The 21,660-nt window shown below is 39.3% G+C and carries 18 protein-coding genes; 5 read left to right on the top strand and 13 right to left on the bottom strand.

The genetic code is table 11. From position 1 onward, the window contains the following. Nucleotides 1–8: 8 nt before the first annotated feature. A complete protein-coding gene (locus tag K8F54_RS01205) occupies nucleotides 9–710 on the bottom strand; it encodes a DUF6503 family protein (protein WP_290785894.1) in 702 nt (233 codons plus the stop codon). Nucleotides 711–777: 67 nt separating this feature from the next. Here K8F54_RS01205 and K8F54_RS01200 point away from each other — a divergent pair, with 67 nt between their 5' ends. Beyond that, on the top strand, nucleotides 778–2,565 hold the full coding sequence (locus K8F54_RS01200) for a Na/Pi symporter (protein WP_290785890.1): 1,788 nt from the start codon (nucleotides 778–780) through the stop codon (nucleotides 2,563–2,565). Between the two features lie 34 nt (nucleotides 2,566–2,599). Here the strand turns inward: K8F54_RS01200 and K8F54_RS01195 are convergent, their stop codons facing one another. From K8F54_RS01195 to K8F54_RS01165, 7 genes are all read right to left on the bottom strand, one after another. Continuing rightward, complete coding sequence (locus K8F54_RS01195; RefSeq protein WP_290785887.1) at nucleotides 2,600–4,843, bottom strand: inorganic phosphate transporter; 2,244 nt, start codon at nucleotides 4,841–4,843, stop codon at nucleotides 2,600–2,602. A 124-nt stretch (nucleotides 4,844–4,967) separates the two neighbouring features. Further along, nucleotides 4,968–5,633 (bottom strand): phosphate signaling complex protein PhoU, encoded by a 666-nt coding sequence (gene phoU / locus K8F54_RS01190; protein ID WP_290785884.1) that lies wholly within the window; start codon nucleotides 5,631–5,633, stop codon nucleotides 4,968–4,970. Between the two features lie 18 nt (nucleotides 5,634–5,651). After that, nucleotides 5,652–6,443: a phosphate ABC transporter ATP-binding protein PstB gene (pstB, locus tag K8F54_RS01185; RefSeq protein ID WP_290785928.1), complete on the bottom strand. Its 792-nt coding sequence runs from the start codon at nucleotides 6,441–6,443 to the stop codon at nucleotides 5,652–5,654. A 26-nt stretch (nucleotides 6,444–6,469) separates the two neighbouring features. Continuing rightward, nucleotides 6,470–7,324: a phosphate ABC transporter permease PstA gene (pstA, locus tag K8F54_RS01180; protein ID WP_290785881.1), complete on the bottom strand. Its 855-nt coding sequence runs from the start codon at nucleotides 7,322–7,324 to the stop codon at nucleotides 6,470–6,472. Beyond that, nucleotides 7,317–8,195: a phosphate ABC transporter permease subunit PstC gene (gene pstC, locus K8F54_RS01175; RefSeq protein ID WP_290785878.1), complete on the bottom strand. Its 879-nt coding sequence runs from the start codon at nucleotides 8,193–8,195 to the stop codon at nucleotides 7,317–7,319. Before pstC ends, pstA begins: the two co-directional genes overlap by 8 nt. A gap of 70 nt (nucleotides 8,196–8,265) precedes the next feature. Further along, complete coding sequence (locus K8F54_RS01170; protein WP_290785875.1) at nucleotides 8,266–9,222, bottom strand: PstS family phosphate ABC transporter substrate-binding protein; 957 nt, start codon at nucleotides 9,220–9,222, stop codon at nucleotides 8,266–8,268. Nucleotides 9,223–9,345: 123 nt separating this feature from the next. Next, complete coding sequence (locus tag K8F54_RS01165; protein WP_290785873.1) at nucleotides 9,346–10,572, bottom strand: porin; 1,227 nt, start codon at nucleotides 10,570–10,572, stop codon at nucleotides 9,346–9,348. A 114-nt stretch (nucleotides 10,573–10,686) separates the two neighbouring features. On the opposite strand from K8F54_RS01165, the gene dgt reads away from it, so the two are divergent. Both dgt and K8F54_RS01155 read left to right on the top strand, forming a co-directional pair. Continuing rightward, on the top strand, nucleotides 10,687–12,024 hold the full coding sequence (dgt, locus tag K8F54_RS01160) for a dGTP triphosphohydrolase (protein ID WP_290785925.1): 1,338 nt from the start codon (nucleotides 10,687–10,689) through the stop codon (nucleotides 12,022–12,024). Between the two features lie 145 nt (nucleotides 12,025–12,169). Beyond that, nucleotides 12,170–14,761 carry a T9SS-dependent M36 family metallopeptidase gene (locus K8F54_RS01155; protein ID WP_290785871.1) on the top strand — a complete coding sequence of 864 codons (2,592 nt, stop codon included), beginning with the start codon at nucleotides 12,170–12,172 and terminating at the stop codon, nucleotides 14,759–14,761. Nucleotides 14,762–14,811: 50 nt separating this feature from the next. Here the strand turns inward: K8F54_RS01155 and K8F54_RS01150 are convergent, their stop codons facing one another. Then, complete coding sequence (locus K8F54_RS01150; protein WP_290785868.1) at nucleotides 14,812–16,584, bottom strand: 1-deoxy-D-xylulose-5-phosphate synthase; 1,773 nt, start codon at nucleotides 16,582–16,584, stop codon at nucleotides 14,812–14,814. Nucleotides 16,585–16,622: 38 nt separating this feature from the next. On the opposite strand from K8F54_RS01150, the gene K8F54_RS01145 reads away from it, so the two are divergent. Continuing rightward, nucleotides 16,623–17,078, top strand: coding sequence for a nucleoside deaminase (locus K8F54_RS01145; RefSeq protein WP_290785865.1), 456 nt, complete (start codon nucleotides 16,623–16,625; stop codon nucleotides 17,076–17,078). 58 nt (nucleotides 17,079–17,136) lie between these two features. On the opposite strand, the gene K8F54_RS01140 is transcribed toward K8F54_RS01145, so the two are convergent. The 4 genes from K8F54_RS01140 to aspS all read right to left on the bottom strand — a co-directional run bounded on the left by K8F54_RS01140 (nucleotide 17,137) and on the right by aspS (nucleotide 21,274). Next, the gene (locus K8F54_RS01140; RefSeq protein ID WP_045078898.1) at nucleotides 17,137–17,334 is read right to left on the bottom strand and encodes a cold-shock protein; all 198 of its coding nucleotides are present in this window, start codon (nucleotides 17,332–17,334) and stop codon (nucleotides 17,137–17,139) included. Between the two features lie 94 nt (nucleotides 17,335–17,428). Further along, a complete protein-coding gene (locus K8F54_RS01135) occupies nucleotides 17,429–17,674 on the bottom strand; it encodes a hypothetical protein (RefSeq protein WP_290785857.1) in 246 nt (81 codons plus the stop codon). A 2-nt stretch (nucleotides 17,675–17,676) separates the two neighbouring features. Further along, nucleotides 17,677–19,476: a chloride channel protein gene (locus tag K8F54_RS01130; RefSeq protein ID WP_290785854.1), complete on the bottom strand. Its 1,800-nt coding sequence runs from the start codon at nucleotides 19,474–19,476 to the stop codon at nucleotides 17,677–17,679. 43 nt (nucleotides 19,477–19,519) lie between these two features. Further along, nucleotides 19,520–21,274: an aspartate--tRNA ligase gene (gene aspS / locus K8F54_RS01125; protein ID WP_290785851.1), complete on the bottom strand. Its 1,755-nt coding sequence runs from the start codon at nucleotides 21,272–21,274 to the stop codon at nucleotides 19,520–19,522. A 200-nt stretch (nucleotides 21,275–21,474) separates the two neighbouring features. Between aspS and K8F54_RS01120 the strand changes: the two genes are divergently transcribed. Continuing rightward, nucleotides 21,475–21,660: hypothetical protein (locus tag K8F54_RS01120; RefSeq protein ID WP_290785848.1), on the top strand; the 186-nt coding region annotated here is incomplete at its 3' end.

Below are 21,660 nucleotides of genomic sequence, written 5' to 3'. Positions count from 1 at the left end.
TTCCTTTTTTATTGTAATCGATCGGTCCCTAAATAGGTATCATCCTTATTGTAAAACCAAGCGCGGTTTTTGGGCATATTAATACCGTTAACAATCGCTTCTTCTGTCAGCAAAATATATTCTCCGGTATTTTTTCCTTCTTTTTTTGGATCCCCCTTATAAAATTGATATATCTCCATGGCGTAGGTATTGGGATCAAAATAATAGAACCACACATCCTTGCCCACGGCTTCCTCATAGGTGACTTTCAAGACCAAATATTCTTTTCCTTTAAATTTTTTGCGTCCCACTTTCTCATGGATTTTGGTTCCGGGGTCGGTCAGTTTCATGGGAAGGCCGTACAGATAGGTATAGTAATTTTTGTACAACTTTGCTTTTTCGCAGGGTTTCTCGTTTGGGTCTTTGTTGACTGAAGCCCCATAAACACAGGTGGTGCATCTTCCTTTTTCTACCGAATAACTAATTTTTTCATCTCCCTTCGTCATAAATACCGAAAAATACTCAGCGGGGAGGTTGATCTCAATCTCGCTTACCCTATTCGGACTATCGGGGGTTTCCATGCTAACAATCAGTTTACCATTAAAGGTGGGCCAATTGCTTCCTGGATCGTGGTAGGCAATGCTTTTGGACAACAACTCGGATCCCGTCATAGTTTGACATACAGCTTGAGTCACAAAAAATAGTAATAGTACAGAAATTAGTGATTTCATAGAATATGATATTTGTCATTTCTAAAACTAAGATAATCAATACTTTTATAGTTAAAAATTTTCCTTAATGCTAAGAAAATTATTTCTTTTAGTAATTCTGATATTACTTGGTGTAGCATTATTTTTAAATCCGAATTTCAAGACAATTTCCGCGGGAGTTGCAATTCTCCTTTTTGGCATGATAATGCTTGAAGATGGGTTCAAAGAGTTCACAAAAGGCCCGCTTCAGAAAATCTTAAAGAATGCAACAAGTAGACTCTACAAAAGTATCCCGGTTGGGGCCTTTGTTACGGCCCTATTACAGTCAAGCTCTTTAGTTTCAGTTATCACTATTTCATTTATAAGTGCCGGCCTCATAAGTTTGTCGGGAGGATTGGGACTGATATTTGGGGCAAATATTGGTACTACAGCTACAGCTTGGCTTGTGGCCGTCTTTGGTTTAAATATTAAAATATCGGCCTTGGCGATGCCGATGCTCATATTCGGAATTATCTTTTCATTTCAAAAAACGAATTCGCTGAAAGGAATTGGAAATATTTTAGCCGGATTAGGATTCTTCTTTTTGGGAATTCACTTTATGAAGGATGGATTTGATGTCTTTAAAGAGTACATAGATCTTACGGAGTATGCGGTTTCTGGTTTTCTTGGCGTCATTATATACTGTTTTTTAGGAATTGTAATAACAACAATTCTTCAGTCAAGTAGTGCTACCTTAGCCCTTATTTTGACGGCATTGGCTGCTGGACAAATAGAATATGAAAATGCACTGGCGTTAGCCATTGGAGCTAATATTGGAACCACCATTACTGCGATATTGGGATCTCTTACTGCCAATGTTGCCGGAAAGAGGTTAGCTGGTGCTCATTTGGTATTCAATTTTGCTACGGGAATTGTAGCATTAGTTTTTATATACCCCTTAGCCGATTTAGTAGATTATCTTTCAATTTTATTTGGAATTGGTGCTAAAGAATTTATACTAAAATTAGCGTTGTTCCACACCATTTTTAATGTGATTGGTGTAATTATCATGCTTCCTTTTATTAAGTTATTGGAAAAAGTACTGTTAAAGATCTTTAAGGAACGACAAGATAGAGATGTCGATGAGCCTAAATATTTAAATGAGTCGGTATTAGAATTTCCGGAGTCGACCATATCTGCCTTATTGAAAGAATCGGAGTACCTGTTCCAAAATGCCATCTTCGAGATTGTGGCGCATGCGCTGAACATTCACCGTTCGGATATCATTTCAGAAGAGAAAATTAAAAAGGTCGTCAAGAAATCAAAAAAAGATATGAAGACCAATGTGGATGAATTGTACTATCGAAAGGTGAAGAAGATCTATGGCAAAATAATACTATTTGCAAGTAAAGGCCAAAGTATGTTGCTTATGACCGAGGGGCAGAACAAGCTAATTTCACAAATAAAAACAGCCAATCGGATCATGGTGGAAATTATTAGGGAGATAGAAGAGCTAGGAAAAAATGTTTCGAAGTATCAGAATTCGGACAATGTACATATTCAAAAGAAATATAATAAATTCAGAAAAAAAATTGCGACGGTTTTGCGGTTGATTCACCTTTTCAGTAAGGAGGAATTGAGGGATACTTATTATCACAAGTTGGCCGGTTTAAAAGAAGAAGCCAAACAGGAGATACATCAGAACAACGAATCCATTGACCAGCTTATTCGTGAAAACTTAATCACAATCGATATGGGTTCTTCGTTGGTAAATGACAACGATCATGTAAATAGCACTATAAAAAAGCTAATCACTGTTGCCGAATTGTTATACGGTAAAACAGATACCCTGCTGGAAAATGGTGTTCCACAAAAAAACCTCGAAACCATCCAATAGAAAGTTCCGAGGCTTTGGCTTTTAGATATAGCATCTATTCCTTTTTATAACTATTATAATACTCTTCCATCAAATTCATTAGTGCCGTCACTAAATCTTTAGTTTCTAGTAATAGGCTAAAGTAAAGTGCAGTGTTCTTTGGACTTGACTCCTCTGTACGGGTGCGATCAATCTGCTTTTCAATTTTATCTGAAATTTCAGTAAAGGCTCGCTTTTTTCTATTGAGAACCTCGTCTAGCCTTTCAAATTCACGATTATCAAAAATCGACTGAATATTATCCATCCATTGTGCAAATGAGGTATTAATCTCTTGTAAATCTTTTATTTGGGTGAATCGCAATGCCTTGTGATTATTATTTACGTGTTTGTAACTCTTTTTAGATATAAACTCAAGTGATTGCGCAACATCTGTCAAATAACCTAGGATTATAATATAGAAGTTACTTCCACGAACACTGGTTTCGTCTAAATTCTTTATAAAATAGAAGATATTATCTCGTAATTCTTCTATTTCGGCATCTAATTTGGCAACCCCTCTTCTGCTTTTCTTCAGTTTTGCAAGATCTTGTTTCGCCAATCCACGCAATACATCCGAGTAGATTTTGTTTGTTCGGGATACTACATTTGAAATGTTTTTAGCACTTTCTTCAATGATACCTTGAACCGTACTGCTTTCCGCTTTTTTCAAGCTATCTAATGGTATAATAGCACTACTTTTCTTTTTATGTGAAAGGTAATTCCGTATTAGCAATAGCAATGCCAATAGCAATAAGACTGCAATCATGGCACCTTTTCCAATAAAAATCAGATAGGCCAATACCCCGGCTGCTATAAAGGCAATAAAGGCGGTAAAGAACCATCCACCAATAACGTTTAAGACCCCTGCAACGCGATAAACGGCGCTTTCACTTCCCCATGCGCGATCGGCTAGCGATGTACCCATGGCCACCATAAAGGTTACATAGGTGGTAGATAAAGGAAGTTTCATTGATGTAGCAATAGAAATGAGGATACTGGCTACCATCAAGTTTACCGCAGCCCGTACCATGTCGAAAGCAGGCTTGTCCTCCTTCTTCACTTTTTCTTTTTTAGCTTTCTTTTCAAACCTCCGGTCGATTTTATCGTGAATAGATTGTGGTATGATAGAGTTGTGATATCTAGCCACCAACATAGAAACACGTACCAGGCCTCTCGATATAAAGTTTGGCTCAAATCGTTCCTTCACATCATCCTGACTGGACAGATCAATGGATGTTTTAAGTACCCTTCTTGCTTTTTTGGAAAACCAAAGTGTTAGCACCATGATAATTCCGGCAGCCAGTAATAAATAAGTTGGCGTAGCAACCTTTTCGGCCATAGCTTCCATGCTATAAGCGTCTGCCGCCACACCTGAAGCCACCCACGCTTCATACGATTGCCAAGCTGCAATAGGCACGCCAATAAAGTTTACAAGATCGTTTCCTGCAAAGGCCATGGCAATGGCGAATGTTCCAATTAAGATAATGAACTTATATACATTTACCTTAAACACACTGGTAAGTAAGGCTGATAAAGCCGTCCAAAAAATAAAACTTAAAGCGACGATCAAAAGCGTGTTGGAAAAAACAAATTCTGAAATATTTGCCGGAATGATACTAGTTCCTTTTAAGCCTTTGATAAAGATAAAATAGGTAATGGCGGCGGCGGCGGCACCACCAAACAATGCGGCTACCCAGGAGGCCTTTTGTTCAAATTTGAAAGTAAGCAAAAGCCGCGTAATATATTGTATTATTGCCCCCACCGTGAATGCAATAACCACAGACAGGAGAATCCCCAAAATAATCTCTGTTGCTTTATCGGTATTGATATAGTTAAGTAAATCGGAAAAACTTTCTGAATTGTTTTTACTGATTTTTATCAAAGACATTGCCACAGCAGCTCCCAACAATTCAAATACAATGGAAACTGTTGTTGAAGTGGGCATTCCCAATGTGTTAAAGAAATCGAGCAGGAGAATGTCAGTAATCATCACCGCCATAAAAATGATCATGATCTCACTGAAATAGAATTCACTCGGGACAAATATTCCTTTACGAGCTACTTCCATCATACCACTTGAAGACAATGCGCCAAAGGCAATCCCAAGACTGGCAACGATCATAATAGATTTAAAGGAAATCGCTTTGGAGCCAACGGCCGAATTCAAGAAATTTACAGCATCGTTGCTAACACCAACTACCAAATCGGCAATGGCAAGTACAGCTAATGCAACTAGCATTAGGATGTAGATATTATCCATAACTTAATTGTTGAAAGTAACAATGCAAACCTAAGTCAATTCTCAACAACCAATGTTACGAAAAGGTTATGAATTAGAAAGTGGGTATTTCATCGATATTTATTTACCTTAGAAGGGAAAAACATTACTTTTTCTTTTTATGTTTTACTACTTCTGCCTCAATATAAAAGATGATTTCCTCGGCTATGTTTTTAAGAAGATCCCCTACGCGTTCCATTTTTTTAATGACGGAAAATAATACAAGCGCCTGTCCGGTTATCGAAACATCTTTTATAATCTCTGCTTCGATAATTGAGAAAGAGTTCATATTTATTTTATCTAAGACTTTATCTTTCTTAAATACTTTTCGCGCCACTTTCACATCTTTTTCCTCATAAGCCACAGTGATATTATCAAACATCGAAGTGATGGTTTCGTACATGTTTTCAAATTCCACCACTTCTAGTAAATGCGGTGATATTTTTTTGTTTTCATGGACCACATATTGGGAAATCCCTTCGGCGTGGTCTGCAATCCGTTCCAAATCGAAATTGATTTTTCGAATGGCCATAATAAACCGTAGGTCGATGGCTACCGGGTTGTACAAAGCCAAGAATTTTTCGCAATCCTTTTCAATTTTTATATCTAAAGCGTTTACCCGTTGTTCGGTGTGGATCACTTCTTCTGCTAGATCCTCATCATGAGTAACAAAGGCTTCTTTCGCTTTTTCTACTTGTGATTTACACAGAGAAAGCATCTCAAAACCATATTGGTTAAGGGCTTCGCGCTGTTGTTCTGCATTTCCTACCATAACTTATTTTTAATAAAATTAACCAAAACGACCCGTTATATAATTTTCAGTTTGCGTTTTTTCGGGGTTTGTAAATATTGTTTTTGTTTTATCGTACTCGATCAATTCACCCAGATAGAAAAAAGCGGTATAGTCGCTAATTCTACTGGCTTGTTGCATATTATGTGTTACAATTACAATTGTGTATTTCTCTTTAAGCTGAAAAATAAGATTTTCAATTTTAGCAGTTGAAATAGGATCCAAAGCCGAAGTAGGCTCGTCCATTAAAATGATGGATGGCTCTACGGCCAACGTACGTGCAATACAAAGGCGCTGTTGCTGTCCTCCCGAAAGTGCCAATCCCGATTTTTTAAGATCCTCTTTTACTTCCTCCCACAGATCGGCTTGACGCAACGCTTTTTCAACACGATCTGCAATGAATTTTTTGTCTTTAATCCCTTGGATTTTTAAACCATAGGCCACATTCTCGAAAATAGATTTTGGAAATGGATTTGGTTTCTGAAATACCATCCCAATTTCTTTTCGCAACTCTTCCACATTGACTTTTTTCTTGTAAATGTTGTCACCATCCACCTTAATTTTTCCTTCCATACGGAAACCATCCACATAATCATTCATTCGATTGAAAAGTCTAAGGAAAGTTGATTTACCACAACCCGATGGCCCAATAAAAGCGGTCACGGCATTGGTCTTAATATTCATATCAATACCTTTGATGGCTTGGAAATCACCATACCAAACCTTAGCATCTGTTACCTCAATTTTAGGAGTCTTTTTAAGTGTGGGATCAATTATTCTGTCTAGTGTCATGTTCTTCTGTTTCTTTTTTTCTGCAACTATTTCCATTTTTTCTGCCATTTATTTCTGAAATACACAGCAATTCCATTCATAATAAAGGTAATTGCCAATAAAATAATGATTGCCGCTGCCGCATTTTCTATAAATCCGTGTTGTGGTCTCGATATCCAATTGAAAATTTGAATGGGTAATACCGAAAATTCGTCCATAGGATTTGATGGAGCAAAAGGTACATAAGCAAGTGCTCCCACTACTATTAGCGGAGCGGTTTCACCTATCGCTCTGGACAACGCCAGAATAACTCCGGTTAGAATTCCCCCTCCGGAAGCGGGTAATATTTGATGCCAAATGGTTTGCCATTTTGAAGCTCCTAATGCGAAAGAAGCATCTTTTATGGAGGAGGGCACTGCTTTAATGGCTTCACGAGTTGCCACAATAATGATAGGTAGAATTAATAGAGATAATGTTAAACTTCCAGCCAAAACACTGGCGCCAAGATTCATAATTCGAACAAATACTTCAAGTCCTAGTAATCCATAGATTATAGAAGGAACCCCAGCCAGATTTGAAATATTGATCTCTAAAAGCCCGGAAAACCTGTTTTTTTTGGCGTATTCTTCCAAATAGATGCCAGCTGCGACGCCTATTGGAAATGCAATGATCGTTGTTAACAATAAGATCCAAATACTTCCTATTAAAGCGGTATAAATACCTGACTTCTCTGCTTTTCTCGAAGGCAAACTGGTTATAAAGCTCCAATCGATGCGTTGAAGGCCGTCGATAAGAATGTCTCCTATAAAAACCACCAATAAAACCAGCCCAATGAGCGTACATAGTATTCCCCATACCTTAAAGGCCTGATCCTTCCACCTATTTTTTTGTATACTATTCATACTTCTCCTGGTATTTTTTACGAATTCTATAGCTAATCGTATTCAACAGGAATGTAAAAGCAAACAGTGTAATTCCAGCGGCAAATATGGTTCTGTATTCCAAGGATCCGTGTTGTACATCCCCTAAACTAACCTGAACAATATAGGCAGTGATGGTTTCAACAGGAACTGTTGGATCTAATGTCAAACGGGGTTGCTGTCCGGCGGCAATCGCAACGATCATGGTTTCCCCTATGGCTCTTGAAATGGCTAAGATTATAGAAACTATAATTCCAGAAGAAGCGGCAGGTACGATTACTTTAAAAGCGGTTTGCAATTTGGTGGCTCCCATTCCGAAGGAAGCTTCTCGGAGCGAACTTGGAACGGCATGTAAGGCATCTTCACTTAGTGAAGAAATATAAGGAATGATCATAATCCCCATGACGATACCGGCTGAAAGTGAATTAAAACCTGAAAGATTTGGAATAATTTCTTGCAAGAATGGAGTGACTACTACCAGTGCGAAAAACCCGTAAACTACCGTTGGTACGGCGGCCAATAATTCCAGCAATGGCTTTATGGTCTTTCTGAAGGACTTGGGAGCATACTCACTCAAATAGATGCTTATGGAAAGTCCAATTGGAAGCGCTACAGAGATTGCAATAAAAGACGTTAATAAGGTTCCAGATAACAACGGAAGGATTCCGAAATGCTTTTCTGTAAATAAAGGAGTCCACTGGGTATCGGTAAAGAAATCGACAATAGATACCTCTTTGAAAAAGATAACTGCCTCTACCGAAAGTACCATAATGATCCCAAAAGTCACCAAGATGGTAATCAAAGCACTGGATAACAGCGACTTTTCTATAATGAGTTCCTTTACTTTTCGCATAGTAGCTTTTTATATAAGTAAATCAGGCGCCCAAAAAAGGCACCTGATTCTTCACTAATCAAACCTTTGTTTATTTGTTACTTTCAACAAAAGCTTTGAAATTCTCTTTCTGCTTGGTATAGTTTTCTGATGGAAGCGGGATATACCCCACATCTTTAGAAAGCTCAGCTGCGTTATCGATATAGAAGTTCACAAATTCAACCACTTCAGGAGAAGAAACCGATGTACTGTTCACATAGATAAATAAAGGTCTTGATAATGGTGTGTACGTTCCGTTCTTAACGGTTTCCAGTGAAGGCTTTACCACTTCAGTACCATTATTAACACCAATCAAGGTCAGTTTATCGGCATTTTCTGAATAATACGCCAATCCGAAAAATCCTAAGGAATATTTATCACCAGCAATGCCTTGTACCAAAACATGGTCATCTTCGCTCGCGGTAAAATCACCACGACTAGATCCACTTTTACCTACAATAGCTTCAGTGAAATAGTCATAGGTTCCTGAAGCGACTCCAGGGCCGAATAAATGAATTTCTTCATTTGGCCATTCCGGGCGTATCTGATTCCATTTCATGATCTTATCTTGTGCAGCCGGCTCCCAGATCATTTTCAATTCTTCAACGGTAAAACTATCCACCCAAGTATTCTCAGGATTCACTAATACCGCGAGACCATCATAGGCAACCTCAAGTTCCAAGTATTTGATATTATTCTCTTTACAGGCAGCTATCTCCTTATCTTTAATAGGACGCGATGCGTTGGAGATATTGGTTTCTCCTCTGGAAAATTTCTTAAAACCACCCCCTGTTCCGGATACTCCAATAGTAACCTTCACATCGGGTTGGATGGATCTGAATTCTTCCGCTACGGCTTCTGTGACCGGGAATACTGTACTAGAACCGTCCACTTTAATGGTTCCTGATAAAGCTGCCGTTTCATTTTGAGCAGTGTCGTTTGTTTCTTTTTTTTCTCCACAAGCAATTAATATAAGTGCTAGTACGAAACTTGTTACAATTTTTTTCATGTTTAAATCATTAGTTTTTGCGCTACAAAGAACGCAGGTGAATGTTATGCTATGGTTATGTGAGTATGAAGAAAACACTATTGTTTACATTTCACTTTTAGCATCTTAGGCCATCATTAATTCTTAGAAATCAATCTGCATTCTAGCTTGTAGGATAGAAGCGTTACCGGTGTCTTTAATGTCGGCCCACACATGATTTACCATGATACGGGTGACCGGATTAAGATACCAGTTTACACCTAGGGTAATGTCGGACTGCTCACCACCTAAAATAGCTTCACTGTTTAAATTTGAACTTGAATAACGAAGCGCGATTTCCCAGGCTCCTGCTCCTTTGTTCTTGCCTCCAAAGTTCTTGTTGGGCTTTACGCGGTCAAAAGCTTCATACGAACTTTTATATTTTCTGCTTTCTCCGGTGATAAAATAACTTACCTGACCGTAGTAACTAGAAAATTCATATTTGTCGAATGCAGCGATATCTAAATTATTAACAGTAGCCATTAAGTATTCTCCCTGAAATGAAATAGGGCCACTTACATATGCAGTTTCAAAGTTTACCAAATTGACATTGTCCACGTTTTCCAAAGTTCCAGTGCTAATATATTTTGGTGCTAAATGCGCTTCAGGGCGTGAGGAAATTTTGAATTCTTTCGACTCCATTTTTCTGAAACTATACCCAACACCCAAGTGAAGTAGTTGTTTGTTGTCGTCATTTTTCAGTGCCAAGCCGGTAACACGTCCTGTAAGTGCATACCCATCATCGGCCATGATAGCGTCTCCCGTTCCGTCTGAATTTCTGAAGGCCCCCGCTTGAAAAGAAAGGCGATCTTTAATAATGTCATTGAAAACAACGATACCCGTATTTCGTTCTTGAGAAAAATCAATAGGTAGTGCACGTTCCATAAACGTAATATATTTGCTACTGGTTAGGGCGTCTAATCTAAAAGGCTCTTTTACGTGTCCAACGCGTACGGTTCCAGCACCCGGAATATCTTTTATACCAACATATACATCCTTAAAAGAAACTCCGCCACCTGAAAAATCAATCTGAATTTTAAACTCTACATTCTCATAAACGGTTCCTGACGTATACAAACGGGCACGTCTAAATTCACTTCCGCTTTTAGATTCCAACATTCCAACATTGGTATTTAATTGATCGTTCTGAAATAAATAGGCGTGATCTACCATAATTCGACCACCAAATTTTAATTTGAATACTTTGTCAGCATTTTCAACTTTAAATCCATTATCCCATTTAATACTAAAAGGATTTCCTTGTTCTTCTTGTGCCTGTCCAATAAAGAATGATAGACAACAAATGGCTAGGTATAAGTAATTACGTTTCATGTATAATCGTTTTTAAGTTTTTTGTCTTTGCAAATAACCAATACTAATGTTAATTTAATGTTTCCTTATGATTATCAAATAATATATCTTGCATTTAAAATTAGATAGGCTATGATGCAGTGGGAACAACTCCTGTCACTCCGGCGACACGGCGACACCAACAAACGTTTGCGAATTGAGCAAGACGAAACCCGATTGGGGTTTGAAGTAGATTACGACCGTGTTATTTTTTCTTCGGCCTTTAGGAGTTTACAGGATAAAACACAGGTAATTCCTTTGTCTAAAACATCGTTCGTCCATACTCGCTTAACGCATAGTTTAGAAGTTTCAGTAGTAGGGCGTTCATTAGGACGAACAGTGGGTAAGGCAATTTTAGAGAAGCACCCACAACTTCAGAAAGTACATGGATATCATTTTAATGATTTCGGTGCTATTGTAGCCGCAGCTTCTTTGGCGCACGATATTGGCAATCCGCCCTTTGGGCATAGCGGGGAGAAGGCTATTGGGAATTATTTTTTAAACGGAAATGGAAAACGATTTCAGTCAAAATTAACAAAGAAAGAATATCAGGATTTGGTAGATTTTGAAGGAAATGCCAACGGCTTTAAAATTTTAACCGAATCTAAAAATGGTGTGATTGGGGGTCTGCGCCTTTCATACGCTACCTTGGGTGCTTTTATGAAATATCCGAAGGAATCTCTTCCTAAAAGACCTACAAAACATATAGCCGATAAAAAATACGGTGTGTTTCAGTCTGACACAGCTTTTTTTTCTGAAGTGGTCGACGAATTGGGATTGTTGAGAAGGGGCGATACGTCTAACCTTTGTTTTAATCGGCATCCTTTGGCCTATTTGGTAGAAGCAGCCGATGATATTTGTTATACCATAATCGATTTTGAAGATGGAATCAATTTAGGTTTGATTGAAGAAGATTTTGCGCTGGAGTATTTAATCAAGTTGGTAAAGGATAGTATCAACACCAAAAAATACAACGCGCTTTCACAGGCCTCGGACCGATTGGCTTACCTTCGGTCGTTGGCGATCAATACATTGATTTCGGAAGCATCTGCTGTGTTTTTAAAACATGAAACCGCTATATTAAACGGCAAATTTTCCGAAGCACTTTTAGACAAAAGCACCTATAAGGCTCAAATTAATGACATCATCAAGATAAGTGTTGAAAAGATCTACAAGAGCAATGAGGTAATAGAAAAGGAAATTGCCGGTTATAAGATTTTATCAACCTTGTTAGATACGTTCGCTTCGGCATTTGAGAATTACCAGGCTAACAAGGCCACCCATTACGATCACCTTATCCTAAAGAATTTTGAAAATGTGTTATCACAAGAGCGTTCAGAGTATCACTATCTAATGGAGAGTTGCAGTTATATTTCGGGTCTTACCGACGGGAATGCCCTTCAAATTTTTAATAAGATTAATGGAAACATATAGTCTTCGGCACTTTTTATTAAATAAAAAGGGAATTAATTAGAAGTAAATATTTTTTCGGTATTTTTAGCATCCACATAAAATTCTTCTAACAGATATTACATTGTTTCAAAGCTTTTATGAATTATTAATCAACTAATAACCTATTATGAAAAAAGTACTTTACTTATTTGTGTTTTTCGCCATTTCATGGGGACAAGCGCAGGATTTCAGCGGAGCTATTGGCTCCTACCTTAATGTAAATCGCGCGGAGCTGGGGTTACAACCTCAGGATATTGCAGATATTACGATTGCCTCTCAGAGTTTTTCCAAAAGCATGCAATTAGACAATGTGTATGCTTCGCAAAACTTCCAAGGCATCAAAGTGTTTAATTCGGTTTCAAGTTTTGCAGTAAAAAATGGACAGGTAATTCATGCGGGGCTGAGCTTCATACCTAATATCGCTACAAGTGTCAATACTACAAACCCCGGGATTTCGGCTTTATCGGCAATTATCAAAGCGACTATGGCTTTGGGTATTGAAAGCCCGACCAATTTAGAATTGTTAGAATCTTCCGGGAATAGTTATGTTTTTTCAAAAGGAAACATCTCGTTAGAAAACATTCCTGTGGAACTAGTATTCCAGCCTACAGAAAATAACAACTTACGTCTGGCCTGGGATTTAAGTATATACTTGCTAGACGGTAGTCACTACTACGGCGTTCGAATTGATGCAGTGACAGGAACGCTTTTAGATACTCATGATTGGGTTGCAAATTGTGACTTTGGTGACGCATTTCACAGTCATTCAGGAGGAAAAGCTTCAATTCAAAAAAGCATTGTGTTTCCGGAAAACTCTAGTAATGTAGAGAGTAGTGGAGGCGCGCAATACCGCGTTTTTGCACTTCCACTCAGAAACCCTGATGACGGTCCTGACACCTTGGAAAACAGTCCATCAAATGCAACAGCCTCCCCTTTTGGTTGGCACGATACCAATGGTGCGGGTGGTGCAGAATATACTATTACAAGAGGAAACAATGCGTTCGCCTATCTAGACCTTTGTAATACGGGTTCAGGACCTTCTCCTGATGGAGGAGCAACCCTCGATTTTGATTTTCCATTTGGATTGCCAAATTCGCCTGTAAATTTTAGGGATGCGGCTACCGTAAATTTGTTCTACTTGAATAATATCGTACACGATGTGACGTATCAATATGGATTTGACGAGGCTAGTGGGAATTTCCAATTCAACAATTATGGCAATGGAGGTCAGGGAAGTGACGAAGTAATGGCCGAAGCACAGGATGGTGGCGGCACCAATAATGCCAATTTTGCCACAGGTCCTGATGGGCAAAACCCGAGAATGCAGATGTATATTTGGACAGGAGCGACTGGCGCGGTTACCGATATTTTTACAATAAATGGCGGACCGCTAGCAGGCGTTTACAGTGGTGTGCCGGCTGGATTCGGAGGTGCTATACCCACTACCTTAACAGCAGATTTGGTAGTGATTGAAGACGACGATGCAGGAACTTCTTCCGATCCTAATGATGGTTGTGATAACATAACTAACGGACCTGCATTGGCCGGAAAAATAGTAGTTATTCGCCGTGGAGATTGTGAATTTGGGGTAAAAGCCCTTGCAGCACAAACCAATGGTGCTGTCGCGGTAATCATTGTAAATAATGCAGCCGGAGCACCGCCACTTATGGGAGCCGGAGTGGTAGGCTGTCAAGTCACGATTCCACTATTTGCTATTTCCGATGTAGATGGCGAGCCTATTATCACTGAATTACTCGGTGCCGGAAGCATAAACGGAACAGTAAACGGAACGAATGTTCCTCTAAATCGAGATGGAGATCTCGATACCGAAATCGTTATTCATGAGTATACACATGGGATTTCCAATAGACTAACGGGTGGTCCTTCGGCTGCCGGATGCCTTCAGAATGCAGAACAAATGGGAGAAGGCTGGAGCGACTATTTTGGATTGGTTATGACAATGCAACCAGGAGACTTAGAAGGTGATATACGTGGAATGGCGTCTTATGCTTCAGGGGATCCAAATGGAATTAGAGAAGCACCCTATAGCACCGATTTTGGTATAAATGATTACACCTATGCCGATGTTAACGGAAACGTGTCTGTCCCTCATGGAGTTGGTTTTGTATGGGCCACCATGCTATGGGAAATGACCTGGGACCTTATTGATGTATATGGCTGGGATTCCGATATCTATAATGGAACTGGCGGGAATAATATTGCTTTTCAACTAGTTATGGACGGAATGAAACTACAACCTTGTAGCCCGGGATTTGTTGATGGTAGAAATGCCATCCTTGAAGCCGATATGATTAATAATGGAGGCGATAATCAATGTTTAATCTGGGAAGCTTTTGCACGAAGAGGATTAGGACTGAGTGCAAGTCAAGGGAGTAGTAATAGTACTTCCGATGGCGTTGAAGCCTTTGATGTCCCAACAACTACAGGTTGTATTTTAGGAACAGCGGATAGTACTTTTAATCAGAACTTTATTATTTATCCAAATCCGTCTAATGGAAATATCAATGTGAAGTCGTTAATGAGCTTGAGCGATGCAACTATTTCGATCTTTGATTTGAATGGAAGAAAAGTATATGCTGAAAATGTTGAATTGCATGATACGGTTTCTATTGATGTAAGCTACCTACAAACAGGGGTATATCTTATACAGATAGAAGGTGACAATTATGTTCACAACGCGAAGGTTATTATCAAATAAATTTTTAATAGATTATTAAGAAGAAAGGAGGCTGTTATGGCCTCCTTTTTTTATAGATATTTTTGAAGGGCCAGCTTAATTTTTTCTGAAGAGATCCCCATAAGATCCTGAAGTTCTTCGACTGTACCTTGTTCCGGAAACACATCGGGAACTCCTATTATTTCAATCGTATTACGGTATTTGTTTCGCACCGAAAATTCGGCAATAGCACTTCCGAATCCGCCGTGAATCACACCATCTTCGACAGTAATGATAATGGGAAAGGCTTCAAAAATGGTATGTAGTAATTTTTCGTCCAAGGGTTTTACAAAGCGCATATCGTAACATGCGATATATTCGGCTTCGGGAATTGAAGCTATCGCTTCCAGTGCATTGGTTGCCATAGTGCCAATAGTCAGTATTACAATCTTGGAACCATTTTTAAGTTGTTGTCCTGTTCCAATTTCAATCCTTGAAAAGGGCTGTTTCCATGCTATTACAGATCCCCGTCCGCGAGGGTAACGAATTGCCATGGGTAAGTCCAATCCGAGCTGCGCTGTATAAAGGATATTTCTGAGTTCAACTTCGTTTCTAGGTGCTACAATAATAAGGTTGGGGATACATCGCAAATAGGCAATATCAAATATACCATGGTGTGTAGCGCCATCCTCTCCAACCAGCCCCGCCCTATCCAAACAAAATATAACAGGAAGCGCTTGCAGACAGACATCGTGAATCACCTGATCGTAGGCGCGTTGCAAAAAAGTAGAATAGATATTGCAATACACGAACATACCTTGTGTAGCTAAGCCTGCTGCGAAGGTAACTGCGTGCTGTTCGGCAATGCCAACGTCGAATGCACGATTAGGAAAGGCATCCATAAAGTATTTTAGAGAGCTTCCCGTAGGCATGGCAGGAGTAATCCCTATGATTCTTTCGTTCGAAGTTGCTAATTCTACCAATGTCTTTCCGAAAACATCCTGAAATTTTGGAGGTGTATTTTCAATATTTTTTGGCAACAATTCTCCGGTTGAGGCATCAAATTTTCCCGGGGCGTGATAGGTCACTTGATTTTCTTCCGCCTGTTTTAGTCCTTTCCCTTTTTTGGTGATAACATGTAACAATTTCGGACCTTTCTGTAGTTTTAATCGTTTCAATGCGGTTATCAACTCGGTAAGGTTGTGCCCATCTATCGGTCCTGTATAATTAAAATTAAGTGCTTCAAATATGTTTTCGGTGTCTGTGGCTCCGTTCAATTTTACCTTTGTAAAATAAGCCTTTAATGCTCCAACACTTGGATCAATACCAATGGCATTGTCGTTTAGTATGACCAACAAATTAGTATCCGTAACTCCGGCATGGTTTAGGGCTTCAAATGCCATTCCACTGGCTATAGAAGCATCGCCTACTACGGCAATATGCTGCCTGTCGGCATCACCTGTCAATTGCGCTGCAATTGACATTCCCAGCGTCGCTGAGATCGCCGTACTACTATGCCCCGTACCGAACGCGTCGTAAACACTTTCTTCCATTTTAGGAAATCCACTTAGACCGTGTAAGCTTCTGTTGGTGTGAAATGCCTCTTTTCTTCCGGTAAGGATCTTGTGTCCATAAGCTTGATGTCCTACATCCCAAACAAGAATATCATCCGGGGTATTAAATACATAATGTAAGGCAATAGTTAATTCAACCACACCCAAACTAGCGCCCAAATGTCCTTCTTTTACGGCAACGATATTGATGATAAAATCTCGTAATTCGAGGGCAAGTTGAGGCAATTCCTGAGCAGAAAGTGTACGCAGGTCTTTTGGAAATACGATGCTATCTAATATCTTTTTTGACACCCTGCAAAGATACATTTTGCTTTTGTATATTTGAGATTATGAGTGTACTGAATCCCTTTGATGAAAACTATTTTATGAAACGAGCCTTGCAAGAGGCAGAGGTAGCGTATCAAAAAGGGGAGGTTCCGATAGGGGCGGTGATTGTTATAAATAATCAGATTATTGCCAGAGCTCATAATCTTACTGAAACTTTGAATGACGTTACGGCACATGCCGAAATGCAGGCTATAACAGCGGCGGCGAACTATCTGGGAGGGAAATATCTATTGGATTGTACCTTGTATGTGACTATTGAGCCTTGTCAAATGTGCGCAGGGGCTTTGTTTTGGAGTCAGATTTCCAATATTGTTTACGGTGCCAGAGATGAGCAGCGGGGTTGTATTTCATTGAACACAAGGCTACATCCAAAAACAAAAATGAAGGGTGGTGTTTTAGCCGTAGAAGCTTCAGCTTTGTTAAAGAAATTTTTTATCGAAAAACGGAACTTACACTAAATAAAAAGCCTGCTATTTAATAGCAGGCTTTTCATAGTTAGTTGTTAAGATATATATCTTAGTCGTGGATTACGCGCACTTGTGCTGCTACCATTCCTTTTCGTCCTTCTTCTTCAACATACTCTACTTTGTCACCTTCATTAAGGGCTTCGCCATTAAGACCGGTTACGTGTACAAAGATGTCTTTTCCGGTTTCATCGTTGGTGATAAACCCGAAACCTTTTGATTCGTTAAAAAACTTTACTGTTCCTTCCATTGTAAATAAAAAATAAATTAATAATAACAAATGTACTATAATTATGACCTCAAAAATCAAGAAGCGATTACTTTTTTTAAATGCAGGCATTGATTTATAGCTTTTTGTCTTTGCTATAATTTCGCATTTTGTCAATATTTTCTTTGGTTAACATATAGTCTTTAACACTTCGGTTTTTCCAGCGATGATAGATAAACACAGGCATGGTGATAAAAAAGGTTATGGCGATAGAGATGCCAATAAGGAATTCTCCGGTTTTAAGATCTTCGGCCCGGATATAAAAACCCAAACAGGTTCCAAGGATTGCTAAAAGGAGTAAGGTGATAAGAATGTATTTCATAATTAATGTTTTCCTGAAAAATCAATTAATTTTCTTCGGTATGCCGTGAGTAACTTCGATTTTGACACAAAGCCGTAGTATTTCCCTCCTGAGATTACCGGAAGATTCCAGGCTCCGGTATCCTGAAATCTTTTCATGACTTGGGTCATTTTGTCCTCTTCTAAATTTATAAGTGCGGGAGGATTCTGCATTAAATCGCGCGCCATTATTACTTTGTAAAGTGTTTGATCGAACATAACGGGCCTTAGATCATCCAGTAAGATAATACCTTCCAAACTTTCGGTTTCTTTGTCGATCACCGGAAAGATATTCCTATTCGATTTCACCACGGCTTCACGAACAATTTCACCTAAGGTCATATCGGCATATATTTTTACGAAATTTTGTTCTACCACCGATTTAATATCCATAAGTGTTAACACGGCATGATCCTTATTGTGTGTAATTAACTCTCCCTTCCGACCCAATTCCATTGCGTATACAGAATGTGGTACAAAATATTTTGTTATTGAAAATGATATAGCCGCAGTGATCATTAGTGGTAAAAATAATTCGTAGCCTCCGGTTACTTCAGCAATTAAAAAGATAGCCGTGAGTGGCGCATGAAGTACTCCAGCCATTAATCCTGTCATTCCAACAAGTGTAAAATTACTTTCAGAGATTGGATGGGAAAACAGACCAATATTGTTTAAAATTTTCGCGAGACAAAAGCCCATGATGCTTCCCATAAAAAGCGTTGGGGCAAAAATGCCTCCCACACCTCCTGCGCCAAACGTAAGGGAACTTGCAATAACTTTAAAAATCACGAGGCCGGCTAATAAGGCAACTAAGATCCAAACGTTGTTAAGATCCAAACTGAATATATTATTCTCCAGTGCTTTTTCGGGATGTCCTTGAACTAAATTGTTAATTACATCAAAACCCTCTCCATATAGTGGAGGAATAAAATAGACTAGAATTCCAATACCCAAACCACCAATAATAAGGCGTTTTATTGGAGAGCCAATTTTTTCAAAAAAATTCTGAAAGCGTTCATAGGTTTCAGTAAAATAAATAGAGACAAACCCTGCAACAATACCTAGAATAATATAAAATGGAAGATCCTTCAACACAAATTTATCTTGAATGCTAAAAGGGAGTAAAATATCATCTCCAAAGAAAAAATAAGATGTAATCAAGGCTGAACTAGATGCCAACAATAGCGGAATCATACTGACCAAAGTCAAGTCTAAGCTGAATACTTCTACCGCAAAAATAATTGCTGCAATAGGTGCTTTAAAAATAGAAGACATGGCCGCTGCTGCTGCACAGCCTATGAGTAAAGTTCGCGTTGCCTGATTCATATGCAACATCCGCGACAGATTCGAACTCACCGCTGCACCGGTTGCCACCGTAGGTCCTTCCAACCCCACTGAGCCTCCAAAGCCTACTGTTATTGGCGCAGCGAGTAAGCTTCCAAACATCTGAAAGGGCTTCATGATCCCTTTCTTTTTGGAAATAGCATACAAGGTTGCGGGGATGCCCTGTGAAGGTTTGTTCCGCACAATATATTTGAGAATTAAATAGGTGATGGCTAATCCAATAAGTGGAAAGATAAAATAGAATGCCGAATGGTATTCTTTAATGAGCTTCCCTTCTAGAAGCAGTTGTATAAAGTGGGTGCCGTTTTTTATAAGCACAGCTCCCAAACCCGATAGAAAGCCCACCAAAATACTCACTATAAAAATAAATTGCTTGTGCGAGATGTATTTTAATCGCCAGATCAAAAATCGTGTGAGCAAGGATTTTTTCTGTGGAGGCATTTGCTATGGTATCAAAAAATCCTGCTTGAGCAGGATTTTAAAGTTACGATTTTAAGTTGAGTTGCAAACTTAATTCCTTCAGCTGCGCTTCGTCAATAGGCGCAGGGGCATCTATCATGACATCGCGCCCCGAATTATTTTTCGGAAAGGCTATAAAATCGCGTATGGTTTCCTGCCCTCCAAGTATGGCGACAAGTCGATCCAGACCAAAGGCAATCCCACCGTGTGGTGGTGCACCATATTGAAAAGCATCCATTAAAAAGCCAAATTGAGCCTTCGCTTCCTCAGGTGTAAAGCCTAAATAGTCGAACATCAAGGCCTGAGTTTTTTTATCGTGAATACGGATAGAGCCACCTCCAATTTCATTGCCGTTAAGCACAAGATCATAGGCATTGGCTTTGACAGCTCCGGGGTCCGTTGCTAAAAGCGCTAATTGTCCGGGTTTTGGAGAGGTGAATGGGTGGTGCATCGCGTGATAGCGTTGTGTTTCCTCATCCCATTCGAGCAATGGAAAGTCAACCACCCAAAGGGGTGCAAATTCCGTTGCCTTTCGTAAACCTAGACGTTCGGCAAACTCCATTCGCAAAGCGCTCAATTGAGCACGTACTTTTGATGTATTTCCTGAAAGTACACAAATAAGATCCCCTGCTTTTGCGCCGGTCACCGAAGCCCACTTTGCCAGATCTTGTTCGTCGTAGAATTTGTCGACAGACGATTTATAACTACCATCTTCATTACAACGGCAGTATACCATTCCAAGGGCGCCAATTTGAGGTCGTTTTACCCAGTCGATCAGATTGTCAATATCCTTACGAGTGTACACATTTCCTCCTGGTACCGCAATTCCAACAACCAATTCGGCCTGATTAAATACATTAAATTCCTTATGCTGAGCTACTTCATTCAATTCGCCAAATTCCATTCCGAAGCGAATATCCGGTTTGTCATTGCCATATTTTTTCATGGCCTCATCGTAGGTCATTCTAGGAAATTCGGCAACTTCAGCACCATTTATTTCCTTGAGGAGGTGGCGCGTCAAGCATTCAAAGGTTTGTAGGATGTCTTCCTGTTCAACAAAGGCCATTTCGCAGTCAATTTGGGTAAATTCAGGTTGTCTGTCTGCTCTTAGGTCCTCATCGCGGAAACATTTCACAATTTGAAAATACTTATCCATTCCACCCACCATAAGCAACTGCTTGAAGGTTTGAGGAGATTGAGGTAAGGCGTAGAACTGACCTGCATTCATGCGAGATGGCACCACAAAATCACGGGCTCCTTCCGGAGTAGATTTTATTAAATAAGGTGTTTCAATTTCGACAAAACCTTTTTCCGATAAATAGTTACGAACGGCCATGGTGACCTTATGGCGAAAGATTAAATTTTCACGCACCGGTTTTCTTCGTATATCGAGGTAGCGATATTTCATCCGAAGGTCCTCACCGCCATCTGTTTCATTTTCAATAGTAAAGGGAGGCGTAAGCGATTCGTTGAGGATGGTAACTTCAGAAACTAAAATTTCAATATCACCTGTAGGAATGTTTACATTTTTCGATTCACGTACTATCACAGTTCCGTTCACCTGAATAACAAACTCACGGCCCAGCTTAGAAGCAATTGCCATCACTTCTTTGGAAGTGCGCTCTTCGTCGAATATAAGCTGGGTAATGCCATAGCGATCTCTAAGATCTACCCAGATCATAAATCCTTTGTTTCTGGTTTTTTGTACCCATCCTGACAAAGTGACTTTTTCATTAGAATTAGACGCTCTTAGTTCGCCGTTTGTATGTGTTCTGTACATATTATTGGAAAAATTAGATCCTGCTAAATTGAGCAGGCGGTTGCAAATTTAAAAAGAATCGGATGTAATACAGTACTATTTTGTGATTTTCGATAATTATGGAGGGACGATTTGTTTGGATCGGTACGTTAATATGTAGGAAAAAATAAATTATTGATAAATCTTTAGTACCTTCGAGTGATTAATCAAAACTAATAACTATGAAACAAAACAACTCTATTAGTAGGAGACTCTTGCTTCTACTACTCATTTTCCCGTGTTTTCTGTTTGCGCAAACAACACTAACGGGAAAAATTAGTGATCCGAATGGTAATACCGTTCCTTTTGTCAATGTCATTGAAAAAGGAACCTCCAATGGAACAACATCAGATATCGATGGAAACTAT

This window comes from Altibacter sp. (assembly GCF_019913785.1).
GTDB lineage: Bacteria > Bacteroidota > Bacteroidia > Flavobacteriales > Flavobacteriaceae > Altibacter.
This window is presented reverse-complemented; position numbering and strand designations above follow the sequence as displayed.

Bases quoted from the DNA above. Each gene is read 5' to 3' on its own strand.
- K8F54_RS01205 (WP_290785894.1), bottom strand. From the start codon at position 710: ATGAAATCACTAATTTCTGTACTATTACTATTTTTTGTGACTCAAGCT.
- K8F54_RS01200 (WP_290785890.1), top strand. From the start codon at position 778: ATGCTAAGAAAATTATTTCTTTTAGTAATTCTGATATTACTTGGTGTA.
- K8F54_RS01195 (WP_290785887.1), bottom strand. From the start codon at position 4,843: ATGGATAATATCTACATCCTAATGCTAGTTGCATTAGCTGTACTTGCC.
- phoU (WP_290785884.1), bottom strand. From the start codon at position 5,633: ATGGTAGGAAATGCAGAACAACAGCGCGAAGCCCTTAACCAATATGGT.
- pstB (WP_290785928.1), bottom strand. From the start codon at position 6,443: ATGACACTAGACAGAATAATTGATCCCACACTTAAAAAGACTCCTAAA.
- pstA (WP_290785881.1), bottom strand. From the start codon at position 7,324: ATGAATAGTATACAAAAAAATAGGTGGAAGGATCAGGCCTTTAAGGTA.
- pstC (WP_290785878.1), bottom strand. From the start codon at position 8,195: ATGCGAAAAGTAAAGGAACTCATTATAGAAAAGTCGCTGTTATCCAGT.
- K8F54_RS01170 (WP_290785875.1), bottom strand. From the start codon at position 9,222: ATGAAAAAAATTGTAACAAGTTTCGTACTAGCACTTATATTAATTGCT.
- K8F54_RS01165 (WP_290785873.1), bottom strand. From the start codon at position 10,572: ATGAAACGTAATTACTTATACCTAGCCATTTGTTGTCTATCATTCTTT.
- dgt (WP_290785925.1), top strand. From the start codon at position 10,687: ATGCAGTGGGAACAACTCCTGTCACTCCGGCGACACGGCGACACCAAC.
- K8F54_RS01155 (WP_290785871.1), top strand. From the start codon at position 12,170: ATGAAAAAAGTACTTTACTTATTTGTGTTTTTCGCCATTTCATGGGGA.
- K8F54_RS01145 (WP_290785865.1), top strand. From the start codon at position 16,623: ATGAGTGTACTGAATCCCTTTGATGAAAACTATTTTATGAAACGAGCC.
- K8F54_RS01140 (WP_045078898.1), bottom strand. From the start codon at position 17,334: ATGGAAGGAACAGTAAAGTTTTTTAACGAATCAAAAGGTTTCGGGTTT.
- K8F54_RS01135 (WP_290785857.1), bottom strand. From the start codon at position 17,674: ATGAAATACATTCTTATCACCTTACTCCTTTTAGCAATCCTTGGAACC.
- K8F54_RS01130 (WP_290785854.1), bottom strand. From the start codon at position 19,476: ATGCCTCCACAGAAAAAATCCTTGCTCACACGATTTTTGATCTGGCGA.
- aspS (WP_290785851.1), bottom strand. From the start codon at position 21,274: ATGTACAGAACACATACAAACGGCGAACTAAGAGCGTCTAATTCTAAT.